At 37.6% G+C, this 24,812-nt stretch carries 19 protein-coding genes and 1 pseudogene; 9 read left to right on the top strand and 11 right to left on the bottom strand.

Annotated elements, in window-relative coordinates; translation table 11 throughout:
- The first annotated feature begins 290 nt into the window (after positions 1 to 290).
- Complete coding sequence (locus tag H6F32_RS11270) at positions 291 to 965, top strand: Uma2 family endonuclease (RefSeq protein WP_190369425.1); 675 nt, start codon at positions 291 to 293, stop codon at positions 963 to 965.
- A 436-nt stretch (positions 966 to 1,401) separates the two neighbouring features.
- Here H6F32_RS11270 and H6F32_RS11265 read toward each other — a convergent pair whose 3' ends face one another.
- From H6F32_RS11265 to H6F32_RS11225, 9 genes are all read right to left on the bottom strand, one after another.
- Positions 1,402 to 1,635: a type II toxin-antitoxin system Phd/YefM family antitoxin gene (locus tag H6F32_RS11265; protein ID WP_190369424.1), complete on the bottom strand. Its 234-nt coding sequence runs from the start codon at positions 1,633 to 1,635 to the stop codon at positions 1,402 to 1,404.
- 177 nt (positions 1,636 to 1,812) lie between these two features.
- Positions 1,813 to 1,971 (bottom strand): tetratricopeptide repeat protein, encoded by a 159-nt coding sequence (locus H6F32_RS11260; protein ID WP_190369423.1) that lies wholly within the window; start codon positions 1,969 to 1,971, stop codon positions 1,813 to 1,815.
- Between the two features lie 138 nt (positions 1,972 to 2,109).
- The gene (locus tag H6F32_RS11255; RefSeq protein WP_187041028.1) at positions 2,110 to 2,439 is read right to left on the bottom strand and encodes a ribulose bisphosphate carboxylase small subunit; all 330 of its coding nucleotides are present in this window, start codon (positions 2,437 to 2,439) and stop codon (positions 2,110 to 2,112) included.
- Between the two features lie 106 nt (positions 2,440 to 2,545).
- Positions 2,546 to 2,887 carry a RuBisCO chaperone RbcX gene (gene rcbX, locus H6F32_RS11250; protein ID WP_190369422.1) on the bottom strand — a complete coding sequence of 114 codons (342 nt, stop codon included), beginning with the start codon at positions 2,885 to 2,887 and terminating at the stop codon, positions 2,546 to 2,548.
- 107 nt (positions 2,888 to 2,994) lie between these two features.
- Positions 2,995 to 4,425 (bottom strand): form I ribulose bisphosphate carboxylase large subunit, encoded by a 1,431-nt coding sequence (locus H6F32_RS11245; protein WP_190369421.1) that lies wholly within the window; start codon positions 4,423 to 4,425, stop codon positions 2,995 to 2,997.
- Between the two features lie 851 nt (positions 4,426 to 5,276).
- Positions 5,277 to 6,164: a hypothetical protein gene (locus tag H6F32_RS11240; protein WP_190369420.1), complete on the bottom strand. Its 888-nt coding sequence runs from the start codon at positions 6,162 to 6,164 to the stop codon at positions 5,277 to 5,279.
- 42 nt (positions 6,165 to 6,206) lie between these two features.
- A complete protein-coding gene (locus tag H6F32_RS11235; protein ID WP_190369419.1) occupies positions 6,207 to 6,716 on the bottom strand; it encodes a hypothetical protein in 510 nt (169 codons plus the stop codon).
- Positions 6,717 to 6,829: 113 nt separating this feature from the next.
- Positions 6,830 to 7,477, bottom strand: a complete 648-nt coding sequence (locus H6F32_RS11230) for a class I SAM-dependent methyltransferase (RefSeq protein WP_190369418.1) — start codon at positions 7,475 to 7,477, stop codon at positions 6,830 to 6,832.
- 75 nt (positions 7,478 to 7,552) lie between these two features.
- Entirely contained in the window at positions 7,553 to 10,618 is a 3,066-nt protein-coding gene (locus H6F32_RS11225; RefSeq protein ID WP_190369417.1) for a plasmid replication protein, CyRepA1 family, read from the bottom strand.
- Between the two features lie 970 nt (positions 10,619 to 11,588).
- Between H6F32_RS11225 and H6F32_RS21210 the strand changes: the two are divergent.
- Positions 11,589 to 12,752, top strand: a pseudogene (locus H6F32_RS21210) (Calx-beta domain-containing protein); the annotation flags it as partial.
- 1,382 nt (positions 12,753 to 14,134) lie between these two features.
- Here the strand turns inward: H6F32_RS21210 and H6F32_RS21205 are convergent.
- A complete protein-coding gene (locus tag H6F32_RS21205) occupies positions 14,135 to 14,188 on the bottom strand; it encodes a hypothetical protein (RefSeq protein WP_395939599.1) in 54 nt (17 codons plus the stop codon).
- Positions 14,189 to 15,687: 1,499 nt separating this feature from the next.
- On the opposite strand from H6F32_RS21205, the gene H6F32_RS11215 reads away from it, so the two are divergent.
- Positions 15,688 to 17,496 (top strand): cadherin domain-containing protein, encoded by a 1,809-nt coding sequence (locus tag H6F32_RS11215; RefSeq protein WP_190369415.1) that lies wholly within the window; start codon positions 15,688 to 15,690, stop codon positions 17,494 to 17,496.
- 140 nt (positions 17,497 to 17,636) lie between these two features.
- Here H6F32_RS11215 and H6F32_RS11210 read toward each other — a convergent pair whose 3' ends face one another.
- On the bottom strand, positions 17,637 to 19,277 hold the full coding sequence (locus H6F32_RS11210) for a Ppx/GppA phosphatase family protein (protein ID WP_190369414.1): 1,641 nt from the start codon (positions 19,275 to 19,277) through the stop codon (positions 17,637 to 17,639).
- Positions 19,278 to 19,418: 141 nt separating this feature from the next.
- On the opposite strand from H6F32_RS11210, the gene H6F32_RS11205 reads away from it, so the two are divergent.
- From H6F32_RS11205 to lptB, 6 genes are all read left to right on the top strand, one after another.
- Complete coding sequence (locus H6F32_RS11205) at positions 19,419 to 20,300, top strand: 4-hydroxybenzoate solanesyltransferase (protein WP_190369413.1); 882 nt, start codon at positions 19,419 to 19,421, stop codon at positions 20,298 to 20,300.
- A 78-nt stretch (positions 20,301 to 20,378) separates the two neighbouring features.
- A complete protein-coding gene (cobW, locus tag H6F32_RS11200) occupies positions 20,379 to 21,428 on the top strand; it encodes a cobalamin biosynthesis protein CobW (RefSeq protein WP_190369412.1) in 1,050 nt (349 codons plus the stop codon).
- A 585-nt stretch (positions 21,429 to 22,013) separates the two neighbouring features.
- Entirely contained in the window at positions 22,014 to 22,379 is a 366-nt protein-coding gene (locus H6F32_RS11195) for a ferredoxin thioredoxin reductase catalytic beta subunit (protein WP_190369411.1), read from the top strand.
- Positions 22,380 to 22,435: 56 nt separating this feature from the next.
- On the top strand, positions 22,436 to 22,828 hold the full coding sequence (locus H6F32_RS11190; RefSeq protein ID WP_190369410.1) for a DUF309 domain-containing protein: 393 nt from the start codon (positions 22,436 to 22,438) through the stop codon (positions 22,826 to 22,828).
- Positions 22,829 to 23,003: 175 nt separating this feature from the next.
- The gene (locus H6F32_RS11185; RefSeq protein ID WP_190369409.1) at positions 23,004 to 23,498 is read left to right on the top strand and encodes an LptA/OstA family protein; all 495 of its coding nucleotides are present in this window, start codon (positions 23,004 to 23,006) and stop codon (positions 23,496 to 23,498) included.
- 143 nt (positions 23,499 to 23,641) lie between these two features.
- Positions 23,642 to 24,370 carry an LPS export ABC transporter ATP-binding protein gene (lptB, locus tag H6F32_RS11180; RefSeq protein WP_190369408.1) on the top strand — a complete coding sequence of 243 codons (729 nt, stop codon included), beginning with the start codon at positions 23,642 to 23,644 and terminating at the stop codon, positions 24,368 to 24,370.
- Positions 24,371 to 24,812: the final 442 nt, after the last annotated feature.

Raw genomic sequence — 24,812 nt, 5'->3', positions numbered from 1 at the left:
CAGCATCACTGTAGATATTATAGATGTAAATAAAACCGGACTAGAAAGCAAAGTTAATAGAAATTTTTTGTTCATTGAGTTTTCCAACCTTATCTTATAGGAAAAACATTTTTAAGTAGTTAGCAGTTAGCCAAAGAACTTAGGATTTAAGCGATCGCTCAAAACCTAACTTGTTAATTAATCTTATTATCTTATCTATAAAAACTCACATTGTCCAAACTGCCGATTTAACCCTAATCAACCTTAGACTAAAACAATCAGCACCACTCCCCAAAATAGGAGACATTGCTATGGTACAGCAAATCATACCACCAACCACAGAAACAATCATCTACCCAGACAGCGATGGAAAACCAATGGCAGATAATACCAAACAATATCAATGGATAGTTAAAATTAAAGAAAACTTAGAAATATTATTCGCGTCACAACCAGACGTATTTATTGCTGGTGATTTACTGTGGTATCCTATTCAGGGCAGCAACAAAATTTGTCAAGCTCCTGACGTGATGGTAGTATTTGGTAGACCTAAAAGAGATAGAGGTTCATATCAGCAATGGAAAGAGAACAATATTGCACCCCAGGTAGTCTTTGAAATATTATCACCAGGAAATACTACCCAGGAAATGGTCAGAAAACTACTCTTTTATCAACGTTATGGAGTAGAAGAATATTATATCTATAATCCAGACACAGGAGAATTAAATGGGTTATTGCGTTCTCATGAAGGACTAAGCGAAATTGAAGAAATTAACGGTTGGATAAGTCCTCGTTTGGGTATTCTTTTTCAGTTAACATCAGATAATTTAGAAATTTATTATCCTGATGATCAAAAGTTTCTCACATCCATAGAACTTGATCAACTCGCAAAACAAGAACGTAAAGAAAAAGAAATAGCCATTGAAAAATATCAGCAATTATTAGCGAAATTACAGGAGAAAGGAATTGATTTAGAATCTTTGTAATTTACAATCGCTTAAACACAACAAAATTCAAAGGCGAACAAGTTTTTCCCCTTGACAAATCCCAAAAAACCTGTTATCATAAACTTGATGAGGAAGAACTATCTTATCCGCATAAATGCAACTAATCAAAAAGTGTTTAGCTGCATTCATTTAATAGTGAAACTCAAGCAAAACAAATTTAATAACGAATAAATAATATTTTTTATTATAATTTACATGAAAAAATGTCTAAGAAAACTAAATCAAATTGGTGAAATATCTGCATGGGTCAGTGTGCTTGTAGATGCTCTCTTAATTGCTTTTCTTTGTCTAAGACCAATTAAGAGTTGGACTTCCTACCTTGTTGCTATATTGTTAGTTACTTCCAGCCCATTTTTACTGTTTTCTCACGGGATTATTCCGCTAATAACTGGTAGAATGGGTGTGAGTCTGGCTTTTATATATGAATTTGATACTCCTTAAACTCTTCCAGAGGTGCATCAAAATCATCAGACATTGTTATCATTCCCTTAGCACTACCGAATTTAGGACGAATTTTCACAGGTAATACAGGAATTAACTTCACCATAGCTTGATTATCTTTCATAATGATAATTTCATCACCACCAAGCGCCGCTTCAATTAAATCAGATAAGTGTTGAGATGCTTCATCAAGAGTAACTTGTTGCATAATTACCATCTCGGACTAAAAAAAATAAATGCCAGTTTATATCTAGTATACTTCATAGGGATTGATAATGTCATTCATATAACCACAATCAAGCCAAGTATCATAGTTATCGCTCTCAACACTGTATTTCTTTATTATCTAAGTTTGACACACTTTGTATAGGTTCGTTAATAGCAACTAGACATAAATTATACCCATTGCTATGAGAAATTTGGTATTATTAGGATGAATTTGCACAGATTCATTCAATTCTTCCAATGCTTCCTGAAAATTTTCTAAATAAAATTTAGCAATTCCCCGATTATAGCACGCTTCATCAAGACTAATTTTTGACATAATTACCACCTTTAGCTTGGTGTCTGTGACTCAACTAACAATTCTATTTTCCATCAAAAACCAAAAAAAAGAGAGATAGAAAAATCTATCTCTCACCAGGGTATAAATAAGTTTAACTCAAATTAACGAAATCAGATATTAGTATCTGCTGGGTTTGTGAACGATAAAGCTGAGAACTTGGCACTGTTTAATGTTATCGAAACCAACAACACGAACATAACAGTTACCATACTGAGAACGACAAGCCTGAACTTCGCTTAATACTTCACGAGTAGTTTTAGCACCAAACAAAGGTAACTTCCACATTGTCCAGAATAATTCTGTAGGTTCAGAGGTTTCATTAAACTCAACTGCGGGAATGTAACCTTGGCTCAAAATATATTGAACTTGCTTCTCAATTTGTGCGTCAGAAAGAGGAGGTAAATAAGACAGGGTTTCGTAACGACGCTCTTTAGGTAAAGTTTGCATAGCTGTTGTTAATGGGTTGTTTTTACTACGTTAATTCGTTAATTACTTTGATCAATATTTACTTATGATCAAAACTAATAGCTGATCACTGAAAGCTGAAATATGATTACAAATCTAGTTGCGTAATGCGTTCCAGATGCTGGCGACGCTGTTCCATATTTGCTTGCTGAATACCAGAGCGAACCATCTCCGGCAAAAAGTCAGTAACTTCCTCTGCAATGTGTTCTCTCACAGTCATAATTCGCAACGCTAAATCTGGCTTCTCTCGAAATAACTCTTCGATGTATCTATCCCCATCTTGAATTTTTCCAGCAGAAAAATCTTGTAGCCAATAGGCTAAAGGAGGATTAGTTTCGCCTAGCTGTGCCAAAACCGTCAAAAGAGCTTGATAAGTCAAGTAACTTTGAATAGTTTTGGCCGTATCCTTCGCAATTTGCTTTAGATTCATACTCGAACCCAGCCCTTAATAAGTCAAAAGTCAAAAGTCAAAAGTTAGAAAAACCTACATTTTCTCTTTGATCTTTTATCTTTCAACTTTTAACTTTTAACTCAGCATCAGACGGTATCCATTGCTTCAAACTCGAACTTAATTTCTTTCCACAGTTCGCAAGCAACAGCTAATTCAGGAGACCACTTAGCAGCTTCACGGATAATATCATTACCTTCACGAGCTAAGTTACGTCCTTCGTTACGAGCTTGGATACAAGCCTCTAAAGCTACACGGTTTGCTGTAGCACCAGGAGCATTACCCCAGGGGTGTCCTAATGTACCACCACCGAACTGTAATACGGAGTCATCACCGAAAATTTCTACTAACGCAGGCATGTGCCATACGTGGATACCACCGGAAGCAACCGCCATTACACCAGGCATAGAAGCCCAATCTTGGGTAAAATAGATACCGCGAGACTTGTCTTGCTCAACGTAGTTTTCACGTAGTAAGTCAACAAAGCCCATGGTAATACCACGTTCACCTTCTAACTTACCTACAACAGTACCAGTGTGAATGTGATCACCACCGGACATACGTAAGGTCTTAGCTAATACACGGAAGTGAATACCATGATTCTTTTGACGGTCAATAACCGCGTGCATCGCACGGTGAATGTGCAACAACAGACCGTTATCACGACACCAACGAGCCAAAGTGGTGTTAGCGGTGAAACCTGCGGTTAAGTAGTCGTGCATGATGATGGGCATTTCTAGTTCTTTAGCGAACTCAGCCCGTTTCAACATTTCTTCACAAGTAGGTGCGGTTACGTTTAAGTAGTGACCTTTAATTTCGCCGGTTTCTGCTTGTGCTTTTTTGATAGCTTCAGCTACGAATAAGAAACGATCTCTCCAACGTTGGAAAGGAGCAGAGTTGATGTTTTCATCATCTTTTGTAAAGTCCAAACCACCGCGTAAACATTCGTAAACAGCGCGGCCGTAGTTCTTAGCAGATAAACCTAATTTGGGCTTAATGGTACAACCCAACAAAGGACGACCATATTTGTTTAATTTGTCACGTTCAACTTGAATACCGTGAGGAGGTCCTTGGAAAGTCTTTAAGTAAGCTACGGGAATACGTAAATCTTCTAAACGTAATGCACGTAACGCTTTAAAACCAAATACGTTACCTACAATGGAGGTTAACATATTGGTGACAGAACCTTCTTCAAATAGGTCTAAAGGATAAGCAACATAAGCAATATATTGATTATCTTCACCAGGAACTGCCTCGATATCATAACAACGACCTTTATAACGATCTAGGTCGGTTAACAAGTCAGTCCATACTGTTGTCCATGTACCAGTAGATGATTCAGCCGCTACTGCTGCACCTGCTTCTTCGGGAGGAACTCCGGGTTGGGGGGTCATCCGGAATGCTGCTAATAAATCTGTATCTTTAGGAGTGTAATCGGGTGTGTAATAAGTTAGTCTGTAATCTTTAACCCCAGCTTGATACCCAGATTTACCCTGGGTCTTAGTTTGCGCGTAAGACATATTTTCCTTCCAAGAAGTCGCTCTTTTTAATATCAAATCACGTTATGTGCAAATTAATATCATCTTTTTTCTTGCTTCATTCTTAATGAACTTATAAGTTTTGCTTATGTGTAAGGACTAAGATGATCTATGGTATTCAGAAAATATCCTGGACAACCTCAGCAAAGATGACAATTAAATTATCTTTACCAGGATTTTTACCATATCTAGTTAATCTAGTCAGCACTATCTAGTGCTGTTGTTTTTTGTCCCACCAATACAAAATCTTTTCATTTGTTTTGTATAACTAACCAAACCAGACTTTTTGCGAACTTTCTTCTTGATTAGATAAGCTCTCAAGATAACTTTGTACAGAAATTGTACACGGTTTGTACTTAGGTTGAGTTAAAGCACGGGCAAAGGATAAAAAGTTGCACAAGACGAAACTTGTAACTGATCTTACAATATATCAGCAACTTCATAACTTTTTCTTTGAAAGTTCTTAATTGATATATTTAATTTTCTTATTAAAGATTTTTTTAACTTTTATGTTAAGAATCGTTAAGAATCATTGAGTTTTTAGCGGTCAGGAGTCAGCCGTCGACTTTCAGGTTTCGGCAGTCGGAATTTTCTCTGTGCTCGTTACACTTTGTACATTGACAAAATCAACTAAATATGGACTATGGTTTTCGGGCATTTTAACCTGATTTTTTGATGATTTGTAACCATCACTATTGATCAGAAGTTAATCGCCACAAAGCTTTGCTATTAGACACACAGAATATGGCTTATACCATGCTGCCCTATTATTCCCAGTTGGGCTATGGGTTTTACCTTAAGTACTCCTTGATCTCCTGACTCCTATTTTAAGATTAAATTTCAGCGATCGCTCTTTCAATTAAGCGTTTTGCTAAAGTTTGTGTTCCCGTATGTTCATAGTAATTCGTAGACATATCTATGAATGCAGCTACATAATCTAATTTATCATCTGCAAAGTCCAGAAAACCCTTACAATGTTTAAGAACTGACTGAGCAGTTAAAGCATTAGCTCTCACAATACCATTCATCCAACCTTTTACAGAGTCCACACTTTGACCTAAAAAGTCCAGTTTTGCACCAGTGCCATTACCAGGAATAACACTACTCATAGTTTTAAAAGTGGAGTTTTGATCTAATTCCTGGGGGTTCATCCGACTTAACATAGTTAATGAACTGTCTATAAAGTCAGGACCTAGGGGTAAAATTCCATCAAAACAAATTAATGCAGCCATGCGAATCATTGATTCCCCACCATATTCACCTAAAGCTGCCACAAAATCGCCAATGCTATTACCAGGAAGACCATTCATTTGACAAAAAGCAATTAATTCTGCAACTATTTTGAGCGTGAGATCAATAGTTTGCGCTTTATCTGGTTTGGGGGTAAGAGAGTTGAGAAAACCAAATAGGGGGATAGCTTCTCCCACTTTATTAGCTAAAGCGGCTGCACCTAATACCTTATCTGTGCCATCAACAGTTTGATATAGCCATAATGCAGTTTGATAACCTTGAGATCTGTCATTAAACAGATAAATTGCTCTTTCACCAATTTGCTGAACTATATCTTCATCAGTTTCCCCGGTAACGGTTTTAATAGTATTCACAAAACCAATAGTATTATTCCATTGACCAGGAGCAATAAAATCTAAAGCATTGAGTAATGAAACCGTTAAACCACCAGAAGGTAGTTCATCCACTAATTCAAAAATTGGTTTACTCACAAAAATCTCCTAATTTGACTGTTATCTAAAAAGTATCTAAGATTATTTTAATTTGCTTAATCCAGCCAGATCAAATTTTTCGATCCAGGTTGCGCGATCGCTCGCTGTAAAGGATGGATCTTTAGAAATAACAGACACTTGATACTTATTTACCAACACAGAGGTTTTAGTTTTCCCAAGTTCTTGAGAGGGATAACCGCCAATTTGTTTAGTGCTATTAGCATACTTAGAAGCTGTTCCTGGGGTGCTACTAGTATCAGAAATGGCCAATTCTGCCACAACTTTACCATCTTTTTTCAGGTTAGCACCAGAAAACCCTTTTTTCTCCTGAGTATACACCCGATCATAACCATCACCACTAGCAGGAAAGAAAGCATTTAATTTACTACCCTGAGTTGCACTTTTAACAACTGCTTGACCTTGTTTTTGCTTGGTGCTTTCTTGTTGTACTTGATCAAAACGGCTGGGGGGTTTAGAACTACAAGCACTTGTTAGCAATAAAACGGATAGAAAAAAAGCCGCAAAAATTGTTTTGTGACGAGTCCGCAACACTTTTAACTTCTCCTAAAGACTTGAGCTTTTGAAGCAATTCTTACCTGAGTTGATAGATAACATGAGAAAAATTTATCTTTTAATAACTATTGATCAACCATTCACCAAAAACCCTACTGAAAACGATAACCTATAACTGCATAAAATGGATCTCCCCCAGGTATCCCTAACCATTGTAGAAAAGATGGAGAAGTAGATTCTTGTATAATTACTTCTGGTTTAGAAAAACCTGGTACAGAATTAAAATAGCTTTTAACTAATTCAACTCGTCTCTTTTCTGAACTATCCCGCCATACTTGAATAGCTTTTTGATAGAACATTCGGTTAGAAAAGCTAATAATTGCTATACCATTGGGTTTAAGAACACGATGAATCTCTGAAAATACCGCCTCTGGATATTGCATATATTGTACAGATACACAATTAATCACAGCATCAAAATTTTGATCAGGAAAAGGTAGTTTAGGATCAGTATTAATATTTTGCACAAAATAATGATTTAACTGTTTATTGCGAGATAACTCTTCAGCATTAAGTCCATGTCCTTCTACATGACTAAAATTCATTTCTGTTGGTAAATGAGATACCCAACTACTCATTAAATCTAATATGCGAGTATGGGATTGAAGTCGTTGACGATATAATGATGTTAATTGGTGAATAAAACCCGGATCTACATGGGTAACAAAACGGGGATAATTATAGAATAATTGATCATCGGAATCATCTAATTTCAGTCGTTCATTTGGTCTGAGTATCATGGCTGTATGCTGAATAATTGTGGTAATAAATGGGTAACTTTCATCTACAATTTAACATACTTTTTAACATACTTTTTAACATAATTTCACACTCTCAACATCGCAGGAATCAGATCCCGGAATGATTAAAGAAGTCCGGGATCTATGTATTAACATTAACTCATCTCGTTGTTGCCAAATAGCAAATATTTCATTTCTGTGATCATTTAAAGTCATTAAATCAATTTTATAAACATCATGCTTGCATTTTAATTTCAAACCTAATAAACCTAAAAGTCTCTTAATAATCATAATTCCTGAAATATTGGAAGTATGTTTTTGTCCTCTAATTAAATCAATGCCTAAAGCCCTTTTGAGATGTTTACTACTTTGTAAAACCACATTTTTTAGCCAAATTATATCAGGGTCATTTTCCCGAAAAAGGCGATCGCTTTCTAAAAACTGTAACATTCCTAAAGTTCGCATAGCTTCAACTTGTAAAGTATAGGTTTTTAAATCTGGTAAAAATACCTCTCCTTCTCCCCAAGATAACTGTGTAAACCATTCCTGTTGATCTCTAAGATGAAAATATTGACTTTCATGAGTCAGATAATAATGAATTAATAACTGTCCATAATAACCTTGATCATCCTTTAACTTTAATTCAGGAGTAACATTAATACCATATCTTTGTCTCAACCTATGTTTATTAATTTGATAACGTTCTGCATTAGTAAGAGAGTGTTTCCTTAATAATTGTTCAGCTTGAAAATAATCAATATCCTTAGCAGTAGACACAGCCCTAGCAATAGTTAATTGATTTTGTTGTTTAATCTCCTTAATTTTCCGTTTAATTTCCTTAGATTTTTGGCGACTTTGTTCCCAATCTTTTTGTACCTTGACAATTTCTAAAATTAACCTTTTACGAGTTTCAAAATCTTGAGGATCACTAGCAAAAAAAGCCAATCTTAAATCACGTAAAATATTATTTTGTACCTCATTGCTTCTGATTTGTAAATCGTGTCCATCAGCAATTAAACCATCTTGCATAGATTGACGATAAAGTTGAATAGAAGCATTTACCCTAGCAGATAATTTTGCCCAAGTGCGTAAATGAATGGGATCATAAACTAAAGGTAAATCCACATCTATTTTATGTAAAGGACTGAGTAAAGCTAAATTTTCGGTTTGGTTTTGTTGATACCAATGAGATAATAATTGATAATTAGTACTACCACTGGCAATTAAGCCTATACCGCGCTTGGCACACCATACCACACGGGGAACATCATCTCTGACTCTTGCCAGGGCTTGACGGGCTTCTGAGTCAGGAATTACGCCTTGGAAAATGCCATATACCCGATCAAAATGTTGCACATCAATACTAATTCCTGTACCCAAACTAGGAGTAACAAAAACCGCTTGATAATCTGTGATTTTTTGATTAATAGCTGCGATAAAATCCACTGCTGCATGGCCAGGAGTATTGGTAGTCATACTACTAACTACTAAACTATTAGGGAACTTTTGACGCAGTTTTTCTAACCTTTCTCTGAGATATTTTTCAATAGTTTCACAACTGTAACGTCCACAACGACTATCAGTAGTTACATAACATTTTCTCCCTGCAATTAAATCTAATTCCAATTGATGAATTAATGGTGTAGGATTGGGAGAATCATAAAAAGTTATATCCCAACCTTTTTGAGGTTTCCAATCATTAATAACTAGCCAAGGAGTAATGTCACTATCAGATAAATTTTGTAAATATTCCAAAGAAATATCGGATAAATCTGCATCTTGGGCAATTATTAAACCTCCTGATTTAATCACTGTGGATATTAATTGTTGAAATATTCTGAGGATTTTTACTCTTTTTTCTTTACAGGTATTACTGTTGAGAAGATGCCATAAAGATTGTTCCACTTCATCTAATATTAATATTGCTCCTTGCCAATTTTCTGGTTTAATTTTCCAAAGAGAATCTACACACAATCCTAATGTTTGATAATAGGTGTTTTCTATGCCCCATTGAATACCTACTTTCTCACACAAAAATTTACCTAACAGGATACGATGAGTAATTAATAAAACTGGACGATTGTGATTTTTAGCTTTTTTAACTATATGTAGTAATGCTGTAGTTTTCCCTGTACCTTTAGCAGATTTAATCCCTACTAAACCCGCATCAGGAAAGGATATTTGATCGAGATTTCCTAAATAGTCAACATTTACTGTAACTGCTGGTTTAATGGTTAATTCTGTGTGAGGTTTAGTTTTAGCAATATAAATTTCTAAATCTGTACTTTGGCGATAAATTTTATCAAATGCTGTGATACCTTTAGCAATAATAAATTCATCCACTCCTTTCTCTTTACCTGGAAGTTGAACTACTTTCACAGGACAATTTTGCTGTTGTAATAAATAACCAAGTTGAGAAATGGCGTTATTAACTGCGGTAATTTGTTTAGGTTTAGTTTCAAAATCAAAACATATATAAAAGTCTCGTTTTTTTCTAGTAAATATTTCTAAGTCAGGTATAAGTTGACGATGGGTAGTTTGCCCCAATTGATTTTTAATTACTCGATAACCGCTATTAATTCCGGGTATAGCTATTGCTACATAACCTTGACTTAATAAAGATGCAGCTTTTTTTACACCTTCACAAATGATTAATGAAATATTATGTTTAATTACCCAAGGCCAAAAACCTTCCGCTTCTCCATCACTGTTAATAGTAATATTTTCTGGTAGGGAAATACGAGAATTTTCTGCTATTTGTTGCCAAATTTTTAAGGATATTCTTAAACAAAATATTCTAGTTTTTGTGTAGGGAGGATGTTCATATTTAATAGCTTTACCTTTTTGGTTTTGTCGCGGTTGGTTAGGTTTAAAACATCCCCATTCCATATTTTGATAATTATTTATGGGATCTAAACCAGAACACCACCAACCACCATCAGTTATATGTGCATAACGTTTTAATAAAGCATTTGTCACCATACCTGTGTTAGTACGGGGAATATGTTCAGAAATTAGTAAGTATTCATAAACGTTTATGCCTGACAAAGAACGAAAATTCAAACAAGCTATGTCTAAATCTATACCACTATGATTTACCAGTTCTTGAAGATGTTGTGGTTGTAAGTTGTGTAGATACATAGGCCAATAGCGCGCAATAAATAAGGATAAAATACAAGAGATTAAAACCTTATCACGCATTTTCCCTTTTTTGATCGAAAAATTTATCAATATTCAGTGATCTTTTTAATACTTTGTTTGTATCAATACTTTAGTATTTTTATCAATATAGTTTTAGGGTTGTTTTTCTGTGAATGTGATATTTTTGTATTGTGATATTTTTACTGTCATAATTTTCTTTATCAGTAAGAGCTCTTTGCAAAGTCAGAATTTGAGGTTCCATGACCACTGCTTGAACCCTTACTTAATCAAGTGATTAAAAATAAGGTGTGTTTACCCTGCTCTAACTAAGAGGATGTTTTAAAAGTATGGGGCGAATATCATAAGGCTTACGTCACGCTGCGCTATCGGTACTATACAGGCAAAGTCCACACTTCCACAGGCTCAGTGACCACCTGCGTAGACTAGGGAAAAACCAAGGATTTTTAACCTGCGTAGGCAGGTTTTGCCTGTGTATACGCAATTTCCAATCGCTTTACTTTACTTTATAAACATCCTCTAAAACAATCATTGAGATATTTAACAAAACTTAATATACAACAAATTTAATCTACGCAAGCTACACCGGCATTCACTCAACATAATGATTTTATGATTCATATCTGATATCAGAAATTGGTGTATGTGGGATCAAATTTATTACAAAGTCAGTAGAAAGAAAGTGGACAATGTAGTTATCTTGAAGTATAATCTGCTAAGAGCACCAATCCTTGAGAATATGTATTATGTATGGGGAATCACAATTATGGATATATCAAGCACAAGACAACTTGATTTCAATTCCTATTTGCTCAGGTGTTGCAAATACTAATGCTGATGCTGCCCCATACATCCTGAAAAAGTTCTATCGCTTAATCTCCGTTCTCGCATTCGGATGACAGTAACTGTCAAATAGCATTATGTAATTCTTTCATCTATTTAGGATAATGATATGACTACTATCACAGAAACAACCAGCTTAAACGCAATTCTGAGTGAAACTGGCAAGATTTATCTTTCTGTTGACGGTTACGGAACTTTGGATCAGACAGGCTCTGTTCAGATTTTGAAAAAGCCAGACGCGACTGTGCGAAAAGCTTACCTCATAGGAGATGGGACAACTATTTCCAGCTCTGCTATTGGCACCAGTGCGACGCTTAACGGCACAACTGTGAATTGGGATCGTATTGAATCCACTTCTTTTTTTTACAGCTATCTTGCTGATGTTACGGATATATTAAAGCCGACCATTGATAGCGCGGCTTCTGGCATCCTCAATATTAACCTAGATGAAGGTAGTGAAACCTACTCTTATGAGGGGTTAGCGCTGGCAGTGCTATTCGATGATCCTAATCAGACAACGGACAACAACGTCATTCTCTACTTTGGTGGCTTACCCACAACTGGAGCAACCTCGACCATCAATTTTTCGAGTCCAGTAGACCTTAGTCAAGTGCTTGGAGCAACCCTAGGATTAGGAATTGGATTCAGCTACGCTGCTGGTGGGCAGACATCTCAGGTTAGCGTGAACGGTCAGCCTCTAAGTTTGGTGGCTGGCAATTACGATGATGGTGTTTTGGCTAATGGAGGTTTGTTTACGGTTGGTGGGTTTGAAGATAATCCCGACAACCCTTCTCCAGCCAGCACCGATCCGGAAACCGATGATGAGCTTTACAATCTACTGCCCTTCATTAACAATGGGGACAGCAGTCTGACCCTGACTACTATTAATCCATCCAATGACGACCATATCTTTTTCGCCCATTTGACTTTAGGGGGAATTCAAACCACAAATATTCCGAGTACCATTAGCTTCAGCAGTAGCGATTATCAAGTTCTGGAAGATGGATCTGCCATTAGCAGTGTAACCCTAACTCGTTCGGGAAGCGTCATCGGCGAAACCAGTGTGACTTTGACTTTGACGGATGGAACAGCAGTTGCAGGCGATGATTATGACGGTACGCCTATTGTAGTCAACTTTGCCGATGGACAGACAACAGCGACCGTCGCGATCCCCATTATTGACAACACGGTTTACCAGGGTGACAAAACGATTAACCTCGCCCTCAGCAATCCTACTGATGGAGCGATCTTAGGCTCCCAGATCACTTCCATCCTGACGATTGTTGAGAACGACCCTCAGCCGATTGAGAAATATAATTTTACCTATTTCTACGGTAATGGGGACAGCTACTCCGGTTACGCCTATGCGCTATCAGGAACCTACAGTTTAGGTCAGTTACCTGATTACTATGACAACGAAACGGGCAGTCAACAAGGCTACTATGTCATTGACTCCGTTGAAGATGGTGAAAACGGCACGAATGGTTATGTCTCTGTCACCAGTTACACAGATGCTGACACAGGCTTTGGCACTACAACCAATATTTATTCGGGTCTCGGTTACTATGGTTTAGGGTCTGAGTCTGGTTCTGCCTTCAACGCCAACCCTTGGACAGGAGACCATGGTTTTAGTAGCTACTACGAAGCAGATTTACCGGCAGTGTTACAAGTGCGCCTCAATCTGTTAGCAGATAATGATGGCACACCGGGCGAGATTCTGGCTAATAACCAGGTTGGACTGAACCATTCCTTCTTTGTGCAAATTCAAGTTGGCGATTTCCGGGGCAATGCGGCCGGGGTTGTTGGTTTAAACCTCGATTTTGCCTGGGATGGCTTAATTCTCGAATCCATTAACTTTGATCCAACCCTTGCTATTGATCCTAAATTCTCCTTTTTCCAACAAGGAACCCTAGTTTACGACGGTTTCATTGATGACTTGAGTGGCGGATCTCTCCCGGAATTTGAGTTAGGGCAGGCGATCGGGGTTAATCAATTAGATACTTTCGCACTGTTGCATTTCTCTACTCAGGGTTATGGGACGACTTACTTTACGACAACGGTTAATGTTAATGATACCAGTCTTGCTGACGATAATCCCTATTACTCCCTAGACGTTGAAACTTCTCAGACCATTCAAGTTGTTACTCCCTATACTAAGTATAATTTCACCTATTACTATGACAATGGGGACAGCTACACAGGTTATGTCTATGCAGCGGAAGGAACCTATACTGAGGATCAAGTTTTAGAGGGTTATGCCAACAACGAAACAGGCAACCAAGGCTACTACCAGATCGGATCCATTATTGGCACAACCTTAGACAGTTCGTACAATAACCAGGTCTACATCATCAGTTACACTGATCTTGACACCGGTTTTGATACTACGACAAATATTGGAGATGTTAACTATGGGTGGGATGGTATTCATGGCTATTCTGGCTTAGGTTCAGAATATGCCTATGCCTACGATGTTAATGGCAATAGCTCTGATCCGCTCTTTGGGGCTTACCCTGACGGTTCTGGTATTCATAAGGAAGCCGATATTATCAACCAGAAATATACCTTCACCTATACCTACGGTAATGGCGATAGCTACAGTGGTTATGGTTATGCCTTAGCCGGAACCTATACAGAAGGTCAAGTGTTAAGTGGCTATTTGAATGAAACCAATCTCTCTCCTGCCGGCACAGGAGCGGTTGAAAACAATACCCTTGGTTCTAGTTGGGGTATGGATTCAGTCTACCACTTCTCCTATACTTTCACTAATGTATCTGATGCCCTCACCCTGAATTTTATCGGCTCTGGACTGGAGGATATCGGTAATGAAAGTTGGGGATTGGATAATGTCAAAGTAACTGCGGGTGCTTTCAATTATTCCAATGACTTTGAAAGTGATTCCGTAACTGGTTGGTCAAGATCGACCCGTTCCACAACTCCTGCTGGTTCCCGCAATTTCCTCGGTGAATTTAGTAACGATACGGTGAGTTTAGAACTCAATGATGTCGCTCTCAACGGTAGCGTCACTGTGGAGTTTGACTTGTTTATTATCAACAGTTGGGATGGGACTAGTGCTGGTGTGGGTCCAGACAAATTTACTGTCAACACTTCAGGCGGTCAAACCTTATTAAATACGACCTTTGATAACCATCCTGGTCAACTTCAATCTTATCCTTATAGCTTACCAGGCTATTACACCATTAACTCCGTCGAGGCTAGTACGACCAGTTCTAGCGAGAATAACCGCGTCTATGTCACCAGTTATTTTGATGGCGATACCGGTTATGGAGAAACCACTAGTGTCTATAGCTATGGCGGTTACTCCGGCTTAGGTTCAGAATATGGCTATGCTTACACTAGCAACTGGTCAAGCTATGATGCGCTCTTTGGGGCTTACCCTGACGGTTCTGGTATTCATAAGGAAGCTGACTTAGTGATAGCAAGTCTCTCCATTAGCGATAACTCTGGCAATGCAAATGACTCCAGCATTAAGTTCACTACTCAATTCCCGTCGTCACGTACAAACTATACCGAAAGCGATTTGGTGCGTCCCAATTTTGCCGACACCACCAAATACTTTGACATTACCAACAACGGATCGGGGATTTTGCAAGTCTCTGACATTGTTTCTAATGTGGCGGGAGTGACCACGAACTTTGTTGACGATCTCTTAATTAACCCAGGACAAAGCCAACGGATTCAGTTAACCTATGATCCCTCGGCGGCGGGTCAAAACTTCTCCGTGAGTAATGGGTTAGTCTTGTTTACCAATGATCCGTATAACTCTCAATACGCGATCGCCTTGTCGGGTAAATCCACCTTCAACTCAGACATCAACTATGATGGACGAGTCGGGGCTGGAGATTTGGGCGCGTTAAACAACGCCCGCAAAAACTTGAAAAATGGGATTTACGATGGCACGGCCGATATTAACGGTGATTATCTGATCGACAATGCCGACCTGACTGTATTCAATAGTGAAAGGAACCTGTCCTTGGTTTAGTTCTCTAAAGACACACTTTTAGGGTTGGTATTCTTAAGTCCCCTTGAATAAGGGGACTTAAACTATGGGAGTCTTATTTGATTGTTGAAAAAATTAAGGTATTGTGGGGTGCGTCAGACTGCATAAATTCTATCAATAAACAGATTTGTCATATCTGAGGCAACCTACGTAATTTTTCTGTTTTCTCTCTCATACTGGAGGTGTTATGGCACTACAACTACAACTGCAATTATTCGCCAATAATGACGGACTGGTAGGCGATCGCATCAATGAAGTCGCTGCTGGCAGTTCCTTTTTTCTGCGAATCTTGGTCGGCGATTTTCGTTCAGATGCCCAGGGTTTAATTGGCTTCTTCACCGATTTACAATGGCAACCCGACCAGATTCAATCCTTAGATAAACCCTTTGATCCCACAGGCCTAGTTACGCCCAGTTTTCCTTTGTTCGTGGAAGGGACTTTAGATAACACTGTTGGTTTGATTAATGACCTAACAGGGGCAGCCTTGCCTGAATTTGACGAAGGAGGAGAAGCCATTGGCATGAATCAATGGCAGTCCTTTGTCACCCTGTCGTTTCAGGCGATCGGCAACAGAACCATCAACGTTACGGACTTTATTCTCACGCCAGATCTTTCCAACTTAGCCTTTAGCGATGACTATGTTAATAATGCTCCGGTGATTTCAGACCCGGGGCTAGTTTTAGAAAATAGCAATCCAATCATCCTAACTGTCTCTGAGATCAATCCATCGGATACATTAACCTTTGAGATTACAGGGGGGGCTGACCAGCACCTGTTTACCTTAAATGCTAATGGGGAATTGCTCTTTAACTTAGGTGAAAATCAATCTCCTGATTATGAAAATCCCCTAGATAGCGATCAAAATAATTCTTATCAAGTCGAAATCACCGCTTACGATAACTTTGGGGAACCGGCAACCACACTGCTTAGGGGCAAAACGGTGAGAATGCTGACAGTTGAAGTTGGTAATGTCAACGAAACGCCCACAGAGTTAAGTCTGAGTGCGACGACGGTAAATGAAAACCTAGGGGCTAATACGGTAATTGGCAACTTCAGCACCACAGATGTGGATGCGGGTAATACCTTCAGTTATAGCCTGGTAACCGGTGGGGGAGACACAGATAATAATGTATTTACCATTAGTAGCAATCAACTAAAAATTAATCAATCTCCCGATTTTGAAAGCAAAAATAGTTACAGTATTCGTGTCAGAACCACAGATCAAGGGGGATTAAGTTATGAAAAACAATTAACTATTAACGTTAATGATCTTAATGAAACCCCAACAGATATAACCCTTAGCAATACTAGTATTAACGAGAATGTTGTACCCTTAACTGTAATTGGCAATTTCAGCACCACAGATGTGGATGCGGGTAATACCTTCAGTTATAGCCTGGTAACCGGTGCGGGAGACACAGATAATAATGTATTTACCATTAGTAGCAATCAACTAAAAATTAATCAATCTCCCGATTTTGAAAGCAAAAATAGTTACAGTATTCGTGTGAGAACCACAGATCAAGGGGGATTAAGTTATGAAAAACAATTAACTATTAACGTTAATGATCTTAATGATCTTAATGAAATTAATGGTAATCCCTCAATTAACAATGGCCGTACCCCCATTGTAGGAACTACCGGTGCTGACTATATTACAGGCGGTCCAGGGGCAAAAACTATTACCGGAGGTCTGGGTAATGATTTCTTCGTGTTTACCGATCTTCGAGATGTGGGACAACGGATTACGGATTTTTCTGTGGGAACAGACAAAATTGTTCTTAGTAAATTACTGAGTAGTATAAGTTATCATGGCAATAATCCTATTGCAGATCAATACATCAGATTTGTAGCCGGAACAGGTATTAATGCTAATAGTACCTTTTTGCAAATTGACCGGGATGGGATTTCAGGTAGTTCCATATTTAAGAACTTCCTTCAGGTTGATAATATCACTACCGCCGATTTGAACAACGTCAACAATTTTGTTTTTTAATGTTTTTTAATATTTTCTGTGAGAAACTTTATATATGGATTTATGGCAAGGATATAAAACCCACATTCGGCATCCTCAACTGTCACACAACGAAAATCGGTCATTAGTAGACTATTAGCAGGCAAGATGCCTGCACTACTTTATGTTTTTTTGATGAATGTAATCGCTAATTTTACGCCAAATTCTTGTTCAAATACGTCCTTTTTGTAGTCTAAACTCCACAATTCTAAGGCACATTCATCATCAGGGAAAAAGCCATAAACTAACATTTTCAATTGTTGAATGTTGGCAAAATATTCACATTGAATATGTGATATTGCCCCTATTTGTCTTCTATCTAAAGCTACTGCTATTCTTAATATGGCACTAAGTTGACTAACCATTTGCCGATGTTCTTTATGCAGCAGGTTACGATAGTTTTCATGTTTTTTCTTGGGTGGTGATTTGCGATGATATCGGGCTATATTAGCTATAATTTCTATTTCCGTTTCGTTATATCCTAATAATTCTCCATTACGAATTAAGTAGTAGGAATGTTTATGATGGGAACCATGGCTGATATAATGACCACTATTATGTAATATAGCCGCAGCCCATAGTAAATGACGTTGATCTTCACTCCAATAATGTAGTTTTCCTTGCATTTGATCAAATAAACCTAGCGCAAATAAGGCCACGCGATCGCTATGTTCTAAGTTAATATTATATTTGTTGGCAATTCTTAAAATACTCCGTTGTCTAATAGAACTTTGAAACCGCAGTCTATTATTAATAAAACCATGGGTTAACATCCAATCTACTATTACCCCTTCTCGCAGAGAACGTTCACACAATGTTACGGAACTTACCCCTAATAATGTCATTGCTTCTTGTAATATTACCGCTCCTGCTAAGATCACTTCTGACCTTTTTTCCGGCATTCCAGGAATGGTTGTCCTTTCAATATTATTCATTTTTTTCAATCTGTTTACCCAAGTTTTTAAGTCTTGTAAACTGAATTGATAACCGTTTAACGTGGTGGGAATTGTTCCTAATTTTTCCCTAGCATGAATCATGGCAATAGTTTCAATTGTACCAGATGTTCCTATTAATTGTGGTGAGCCACTGGGTTGAAGATTTGCTAATATTTCTTCTATGGAACGTTCTAACATTCCTCTGGCATAGGCCTGTAAATACTTGAATTGTGATTCAGTAATGGGGTCAGTTTTAATAATTTCTCCTGTTAATCTCACTGCCCCAACTTTTGTACTGGTTAGACTGTGCGGTTCTTGACTATCTCCTAAAATTAATTCCGTTGAACCTCCACCAATATCTATAATTATATGGGGTTGTTGATTAAATTCCATGCCCGATAATACACCTAAATAAATGCGTCGGGCTTCTTCTTGTCCTGAAATTAAATCTATGACTAATCCTATTTCTTCTTCTACTCTGTGAATAAATTCTTTGCCGTTTGGTGCTTCTCTCACTGCGCTAGTCGCTACGGCAATAATACTATCAACTTCTAGGGTTTTTGCTAATTGTTGAAACCGACCTAAACAAGCGATCGCTTTATTCATTATTTCTGGTTTTAGATCTCCAGTTTCTAAATTTCTATCCCCTAATCTTACTGTTTCTTTTTCTCTAGCAATAATACTAAATGATGGTAATTTTGCTTCTATTTTTACTATTACCATATGTAAGGAATTTGTGCCAATATCAATAGCTGCTATCATCTGATTTGTGGGAACTGCTGGAGTTACTATATTCTCCCAATTACTTGATAATAAATTTAGGCTCATAGAAGTTTCCTTACTTAATGTTTATTATTGGGTACGTTCAAATTATTATTTTCACACACCTACTTTATTCTTATGTAACATCGAACAGAATTAACAAAATCACGATATTCTATAATGTGAAGATATGTTAACTAAGGTAATATGTTAGAAACACCACAAAACCCACAAAAACCATTATGGCTGGTTATTATGCGTCTATTAAGATGGCATAAACCCGAAGGTAGACTAATTTTAATGATTCCCGCATTATGGGCTGTATTTTTAGCTGCTGCTGGACAACCGCCCATACCTTTAGTGGCAGTAATTATATGTGGTAGCATAGCGACTAGTGCGGCTGGATGTGTTGTCAACGATTTATGGGATAGGGATATAGATACCCAAGTAGAGAGAACACGCGATCGCCCATTAGCTGCTCGCACATTATCCATCCAAGTAGGTATAATTGTGGGTGTTATTGCCCTAATTTGTGCCGCAATTATGGCATTTTATCTCAATCCTTTAAGTTTTTGGTTATCTGTGGCCGCAGTACCAGTTATTGTACTGTATCCCGGCGCAAAACGAGTATTTCCCATTCCCCAACTGGTGCTTTCTCTGGCCTGGGGTTTTGCCGTTTTAATTAGTTGGAGTGCCGTTACAGCCAATCTCAGCACACCTACATGGTTACTATGGGCGGCAACGGTATTATGGACATTAGGATTTGATACAATTTATGCCATGAGCGATCGTGAAGACGATAAACGCATTGGTGTTAATTCCAGCGCCATATTCTTTGGCAAATATTCGCCCATAGCCATTGGCATTTTCTTTATTGGTACTATGATTTTTCTTGGTGCTACAGCATTTTTAACTCATCTAAATCTAGCATTTTGGATTACCTTAACTATAGCTACAATAGCTTGGACTGGGCAAATTATTCGTCTGCAAAATCCAAAAATAGCTAATACAGAATACGGGAAAATGTTTCGGCAAAATGTTTGGATTGGTTTCTTAATATTATTAGGAATAATCATAGGTTTTCAATAATCAGATTCCCGACTGCTTAAAGAAGTCGGGGATATTATGGTATAATTAACTTCAAAAACTACACAATACGCAATAAACATGGCTACAAAAATTCCCGTTACCGTCATCACAGGCTTTTTAGGCAGTGGTAAAACTAGTTTAATACGTCATCTTCTACAAAATAATCAAGGTAGGCGTATAGCAGTATTAGTCAACGAATTTGGCGAACTAGGTATAGATGGAGAATTATTAAAATCCTGTGAAATTTGCCCAGAAGAGGAAACAGGAGAAAATCCAAATAATAACATATTTGAACTGACAAACGGCTGTTTATGTTGCACAGTACAAGAAGAATTTTATCCCACAATGCAAGAATTAATTAAACGCCGGGATAGCATTGATTGTATTATTATTGAAACCTCTGGTTTAGCCTTACCAAAACCCTTAGTCAAAGCCTTTCGTTGGCAAGAAATTCGCAATGCTGCTACAGTAGATGCAGTGATTACAGTGGTAGATTGTGCAGCAGTCGCCGCAGGAACATTTGCTAGTGATTTAGAAGCGATCGCGCAACAAAGACAACAAGATGATAGTTTAGAACATGAAACTCCATTACAAGAATTATTTGCAGATCAACTATCTTGTGCGGACTTAGTAATCTTAAATAAAACTGACTTAGTAGATACCCAAACTCAAAACCAAGTCATGAAATTAGTCCAGCATGAACTACCCAGAAAAGTAAAAATTCTCTCCAGTGACTATGGTAAATTAGATCCATCTATTCTATTAGGAATAGAAGCAGCAGTAGAAGACGACTTAGAATCTCGGCCTAGTCATCACGACACAGAAGAAGATCACGCTCATGATGATCAAATTAACTCAACTCATGTCATTTTAGATTGTACTTTTGACCCAGAAAAACTAGAACAAACATTAAAAAATATCACGGAAACACAAGAAATTTATCGCATTAAAGGTTTCGTTGCTGTTCATAACAAACCCATGCGTTTAGTGATGCAAGCAGTTGGTAATAGATTTGATAAATTTTATGATCGTCTTTGGAAACCAGGAGAAAATAAACAAACTCAGCTAGTTTTTATTGGTCGTGATTTAAAATTATCAGAAATAGAATCTCAACTAATAGCTTTATAGAATGTTTGATAGGAGTTAAAGCAACAATTAATAAGCTACTGTAGCGCAAGCATCTTGCCTGCATCTATTATCCACATTACTGTAGCGCAAGCATCTTGCTTGGATCTATTATCCACACTACTGTAGCGCAAGCATCTTGCTTGGATCTATTATCCACACTACTGTAGCGCAAGCATCTTGCCTGCATCTATTATCCACATTACTGTGGTGTAAGCATCTTGCTTGCATCTATATATCCATACTACTGTAGCGCAAGCATCTTGCTTGGATCTATTATCCACACTACTGTAGCGCAAGCATCTTGCTTGCATCTATTATCCACACTACTGTAGCGCAAGCATCTTGCTTGCATCTATATATCCACACTACTGTAGCGCAAGCATCTTGCTTGCATCTATTATCCAAATTAAAAGCAAAACAGCTTACCTGAGCAAGCCAGGGTGCAGCGAGAAAATTCTTCATTCTGACTCCTGACTCCTTGAACTCCTGACTCCTATACCAATCATCAAAAATTCATCTGGTTATAAAACACCAAGAATAATGTAGAATGCAAAAAAATATTTAAATTATAGAGTGGCAAAATCAATGATCTCTTCAGAAGTGAATGCAAAATCCAGCGATAAAAGCCTAGAAGCAATGCGGCATTTTTCCGAACAATACGCTAAACGTACTGGAACATACTTCTGTTCAGAACCATCCGTTACAGCAGTTGTTATTGAAGGGCTGGCTAAACACAAAGATGAACTAGGCGCGCCTTTGTGTCCCTGTCGCCATTATGAAGACAAAGAAGCAGAAGTTAACGCTGCTTATTGGAATTGTCCTTGTGTACCCATGCGTGAACGTAAAGAATGTCACTGTATGTTATTCCTAACTCCTGAAAATGAATTTGCTGGTGATCAACAAGAAATATCACTAGACACTATCAAAGAAGTTAGAGATAGTATGGGTTAAGAACGGCTAAAAAAACACCAAATAAATGCAACCAATATCCTTCCCACTCCCTAAACATGACTGAAGCCATACCCACAGAATTTTGGCAAGGTGTAGAACAGTTCAACTCTGGACAATTCTACGCTTGTCATGACATTCTCGAAGCCCTCTGGATAGATAGCATTGAACCAGAAAAAACCTTTTATCAAGGTGTTCTACAAATCGCTGTAGGGCTTTATCATTTAGGTAATCAGAACTGGCGAGGTGCTATGATCCTCCTAGGAGAAGGTAGTAACCGTCTGGTGCGTTATCCATCTATTTACAGTGGTATTGATGTGGAAAGTTTGTTAATAGATAGTGTATCTTTGCTGAAAACACTACAACAAACAGACTTAGAACAAATCAAAAATACTGAAATAAGCGTAAATTCTTGGAAATTGCCCATTATTTCCACAATTAACCATAATTAACTTATGGAAAATTTACTAGGATATATCAGTCTCTATTGTTAATGCTGATGGCTTAATGGTTGGAATTACATCATAGTTTCTTCATGAAACCTCGCACTTGATCTATTCGTCCTCAATTTCCAGTTACTCATCTATCATTGTGGAAAGTTGATCATGTTGTTCATACTCAATCATTATGATACCCTGTTATAAATCCCTGAAATCAAAAATACATTGTTTAGGATTAGCTTTAATATTACCAGTAGCTTTTATGGGAACAATCACATTTCCTATCAAGTTACAAACTGCTACAGCCCAAACAGCAAGATCTAACCGTCCCTTAACTATTCGTTCTGACATACAAGAATATGATGCTAAAACTCAGGTAATTACAGCACGTGGTAATGTGCAAATGTCCTATCCCGCTCGTCAAATTCAAGCTACAGCTGCTCAAGCTCAATATTTTAGTAAAGAGCGTAGAATTGATTTTACTGGCAATGTTTATATTTTACAACAAGGGAGTAATAGCATTCGTGCTGAAAAGGTTACTTACCTCATTGATGAAGGTCGTTTTATTGCTTTACCAGAATCTAATCGTCAAGTAGAATCTGTGTATATGGTTGAAGATACTGAAAATACTAAACCAAATAATCCAGACGCAAAAACGCCTAAACTTAAAAAGTCTAATTAAAGCATTTTCCAAGGCGAGGCCGTAACATACTATTAATCAAGTAATGAAGTTTAGGGTGCGTTGCCAAGAAAGCCAACGCACCCTACGTATCTATAATAAATTAAGATGGGAGAAAAACGCAACTTTAAATCCACTAAATTACCGTGAAAATCATTTTAGAAAACATTGAGAAATCCTATGGTAAACGATTAATAGTGAATCGTGTTAGCCTTTCCGTAGCGCGAGGAGAAGTGGTAGGTTTACTCGGTCCTAATGGTGCAGGAAAAACCACAACATTTTATATTGCTACTGGGTTAGAAAAACCCAATCGTGGACAAGTGTGGTTAGATAATCTTAATATTACTGATTATCCTATGCACAAAAGAGCGAGATTAGGTATTGGTTATTTGGCTCAAGAACCGAGCATTTTTCGTCAACTTTCAGTGGAAGAAAATATCTTACTGGTTTTTGAACAAACTAATATTCCTAGATGGGAATGGTCACAAAGATTATATAATTTATTGCGGGAATTTAGATTAGAGAAAGTTGCTCGTAGTAAAGGTATTCAACTTTCAGGAGGGGAAAGAAGAAGAACAGAATTAGCTAGAGCATTAGCATCAGGCAAAGAAGGTCCAAAATTCCTCTTTTTAGATGAACCTTTTGCGGGAGTTGATCCCATTGCGGTGGCCGAGATTCAAGAAATTGTAGGTCAATTGCGCGATCGCGGTATGGGTATTTTAATTACAGATCATAATGTGCGAGAAACATTAGCCATTACAGATCGAGGTTATATTATGAGAGAAGGTCAAATCTTAGCTTTTGGTACTGCTGATGAACTTTATCAAAATCCTTTAGTGAGACAATATTATCTAGGTGATAACTTTACAGTTTAGCTATCAACAGTCAGCTATCAAAAGATATAGCGGTATGCGCTTGAATAACATACCACAAATTGACAACAAAACCCAGATATTAAGAGGATGTTTGTAAAGTCTAAATTAACAAAAAATCGGCGACAAAAATCGGCGATTGGAAATCGCTTCTACACAGGCAAAACCTGCCTACTCAGGTGGTCACTGAGCCTGTGGAAGTGTGGAATTTGCCTGTATAGTAGTAGCAATAGCGCGGCGTGGCGTAAGCCTTATGATATTCGCCCCATAGTTTTAAGACATCCTCTAAGAGAGTTTTAACTCTATTCCTTGCTCCTTCCTGTTTACTGATCCGTCCCATTCCCTCCTATAACTATATACTATACTTACTGACTACTACTTACTGAGTACTATTTTACTACTATCACATTAATTAATGAAACTACAATATCTTCTGACATCACTA

The sequence above is a fragment of the Anabaena sp. FACHB-1237 genome (assembly GCF_014696225.1).
Lineage (GTDB): Bacteria > Cyanobacteriota > Cyanobacteriia > Cyanobacteriales > Nostocaceae > FACHB-1237.
The sequence above is the reverse complement of the archived record's forward strand: the minus strand, read 5'-3'. Positions and strand labels throughout refer to the sequence as shown.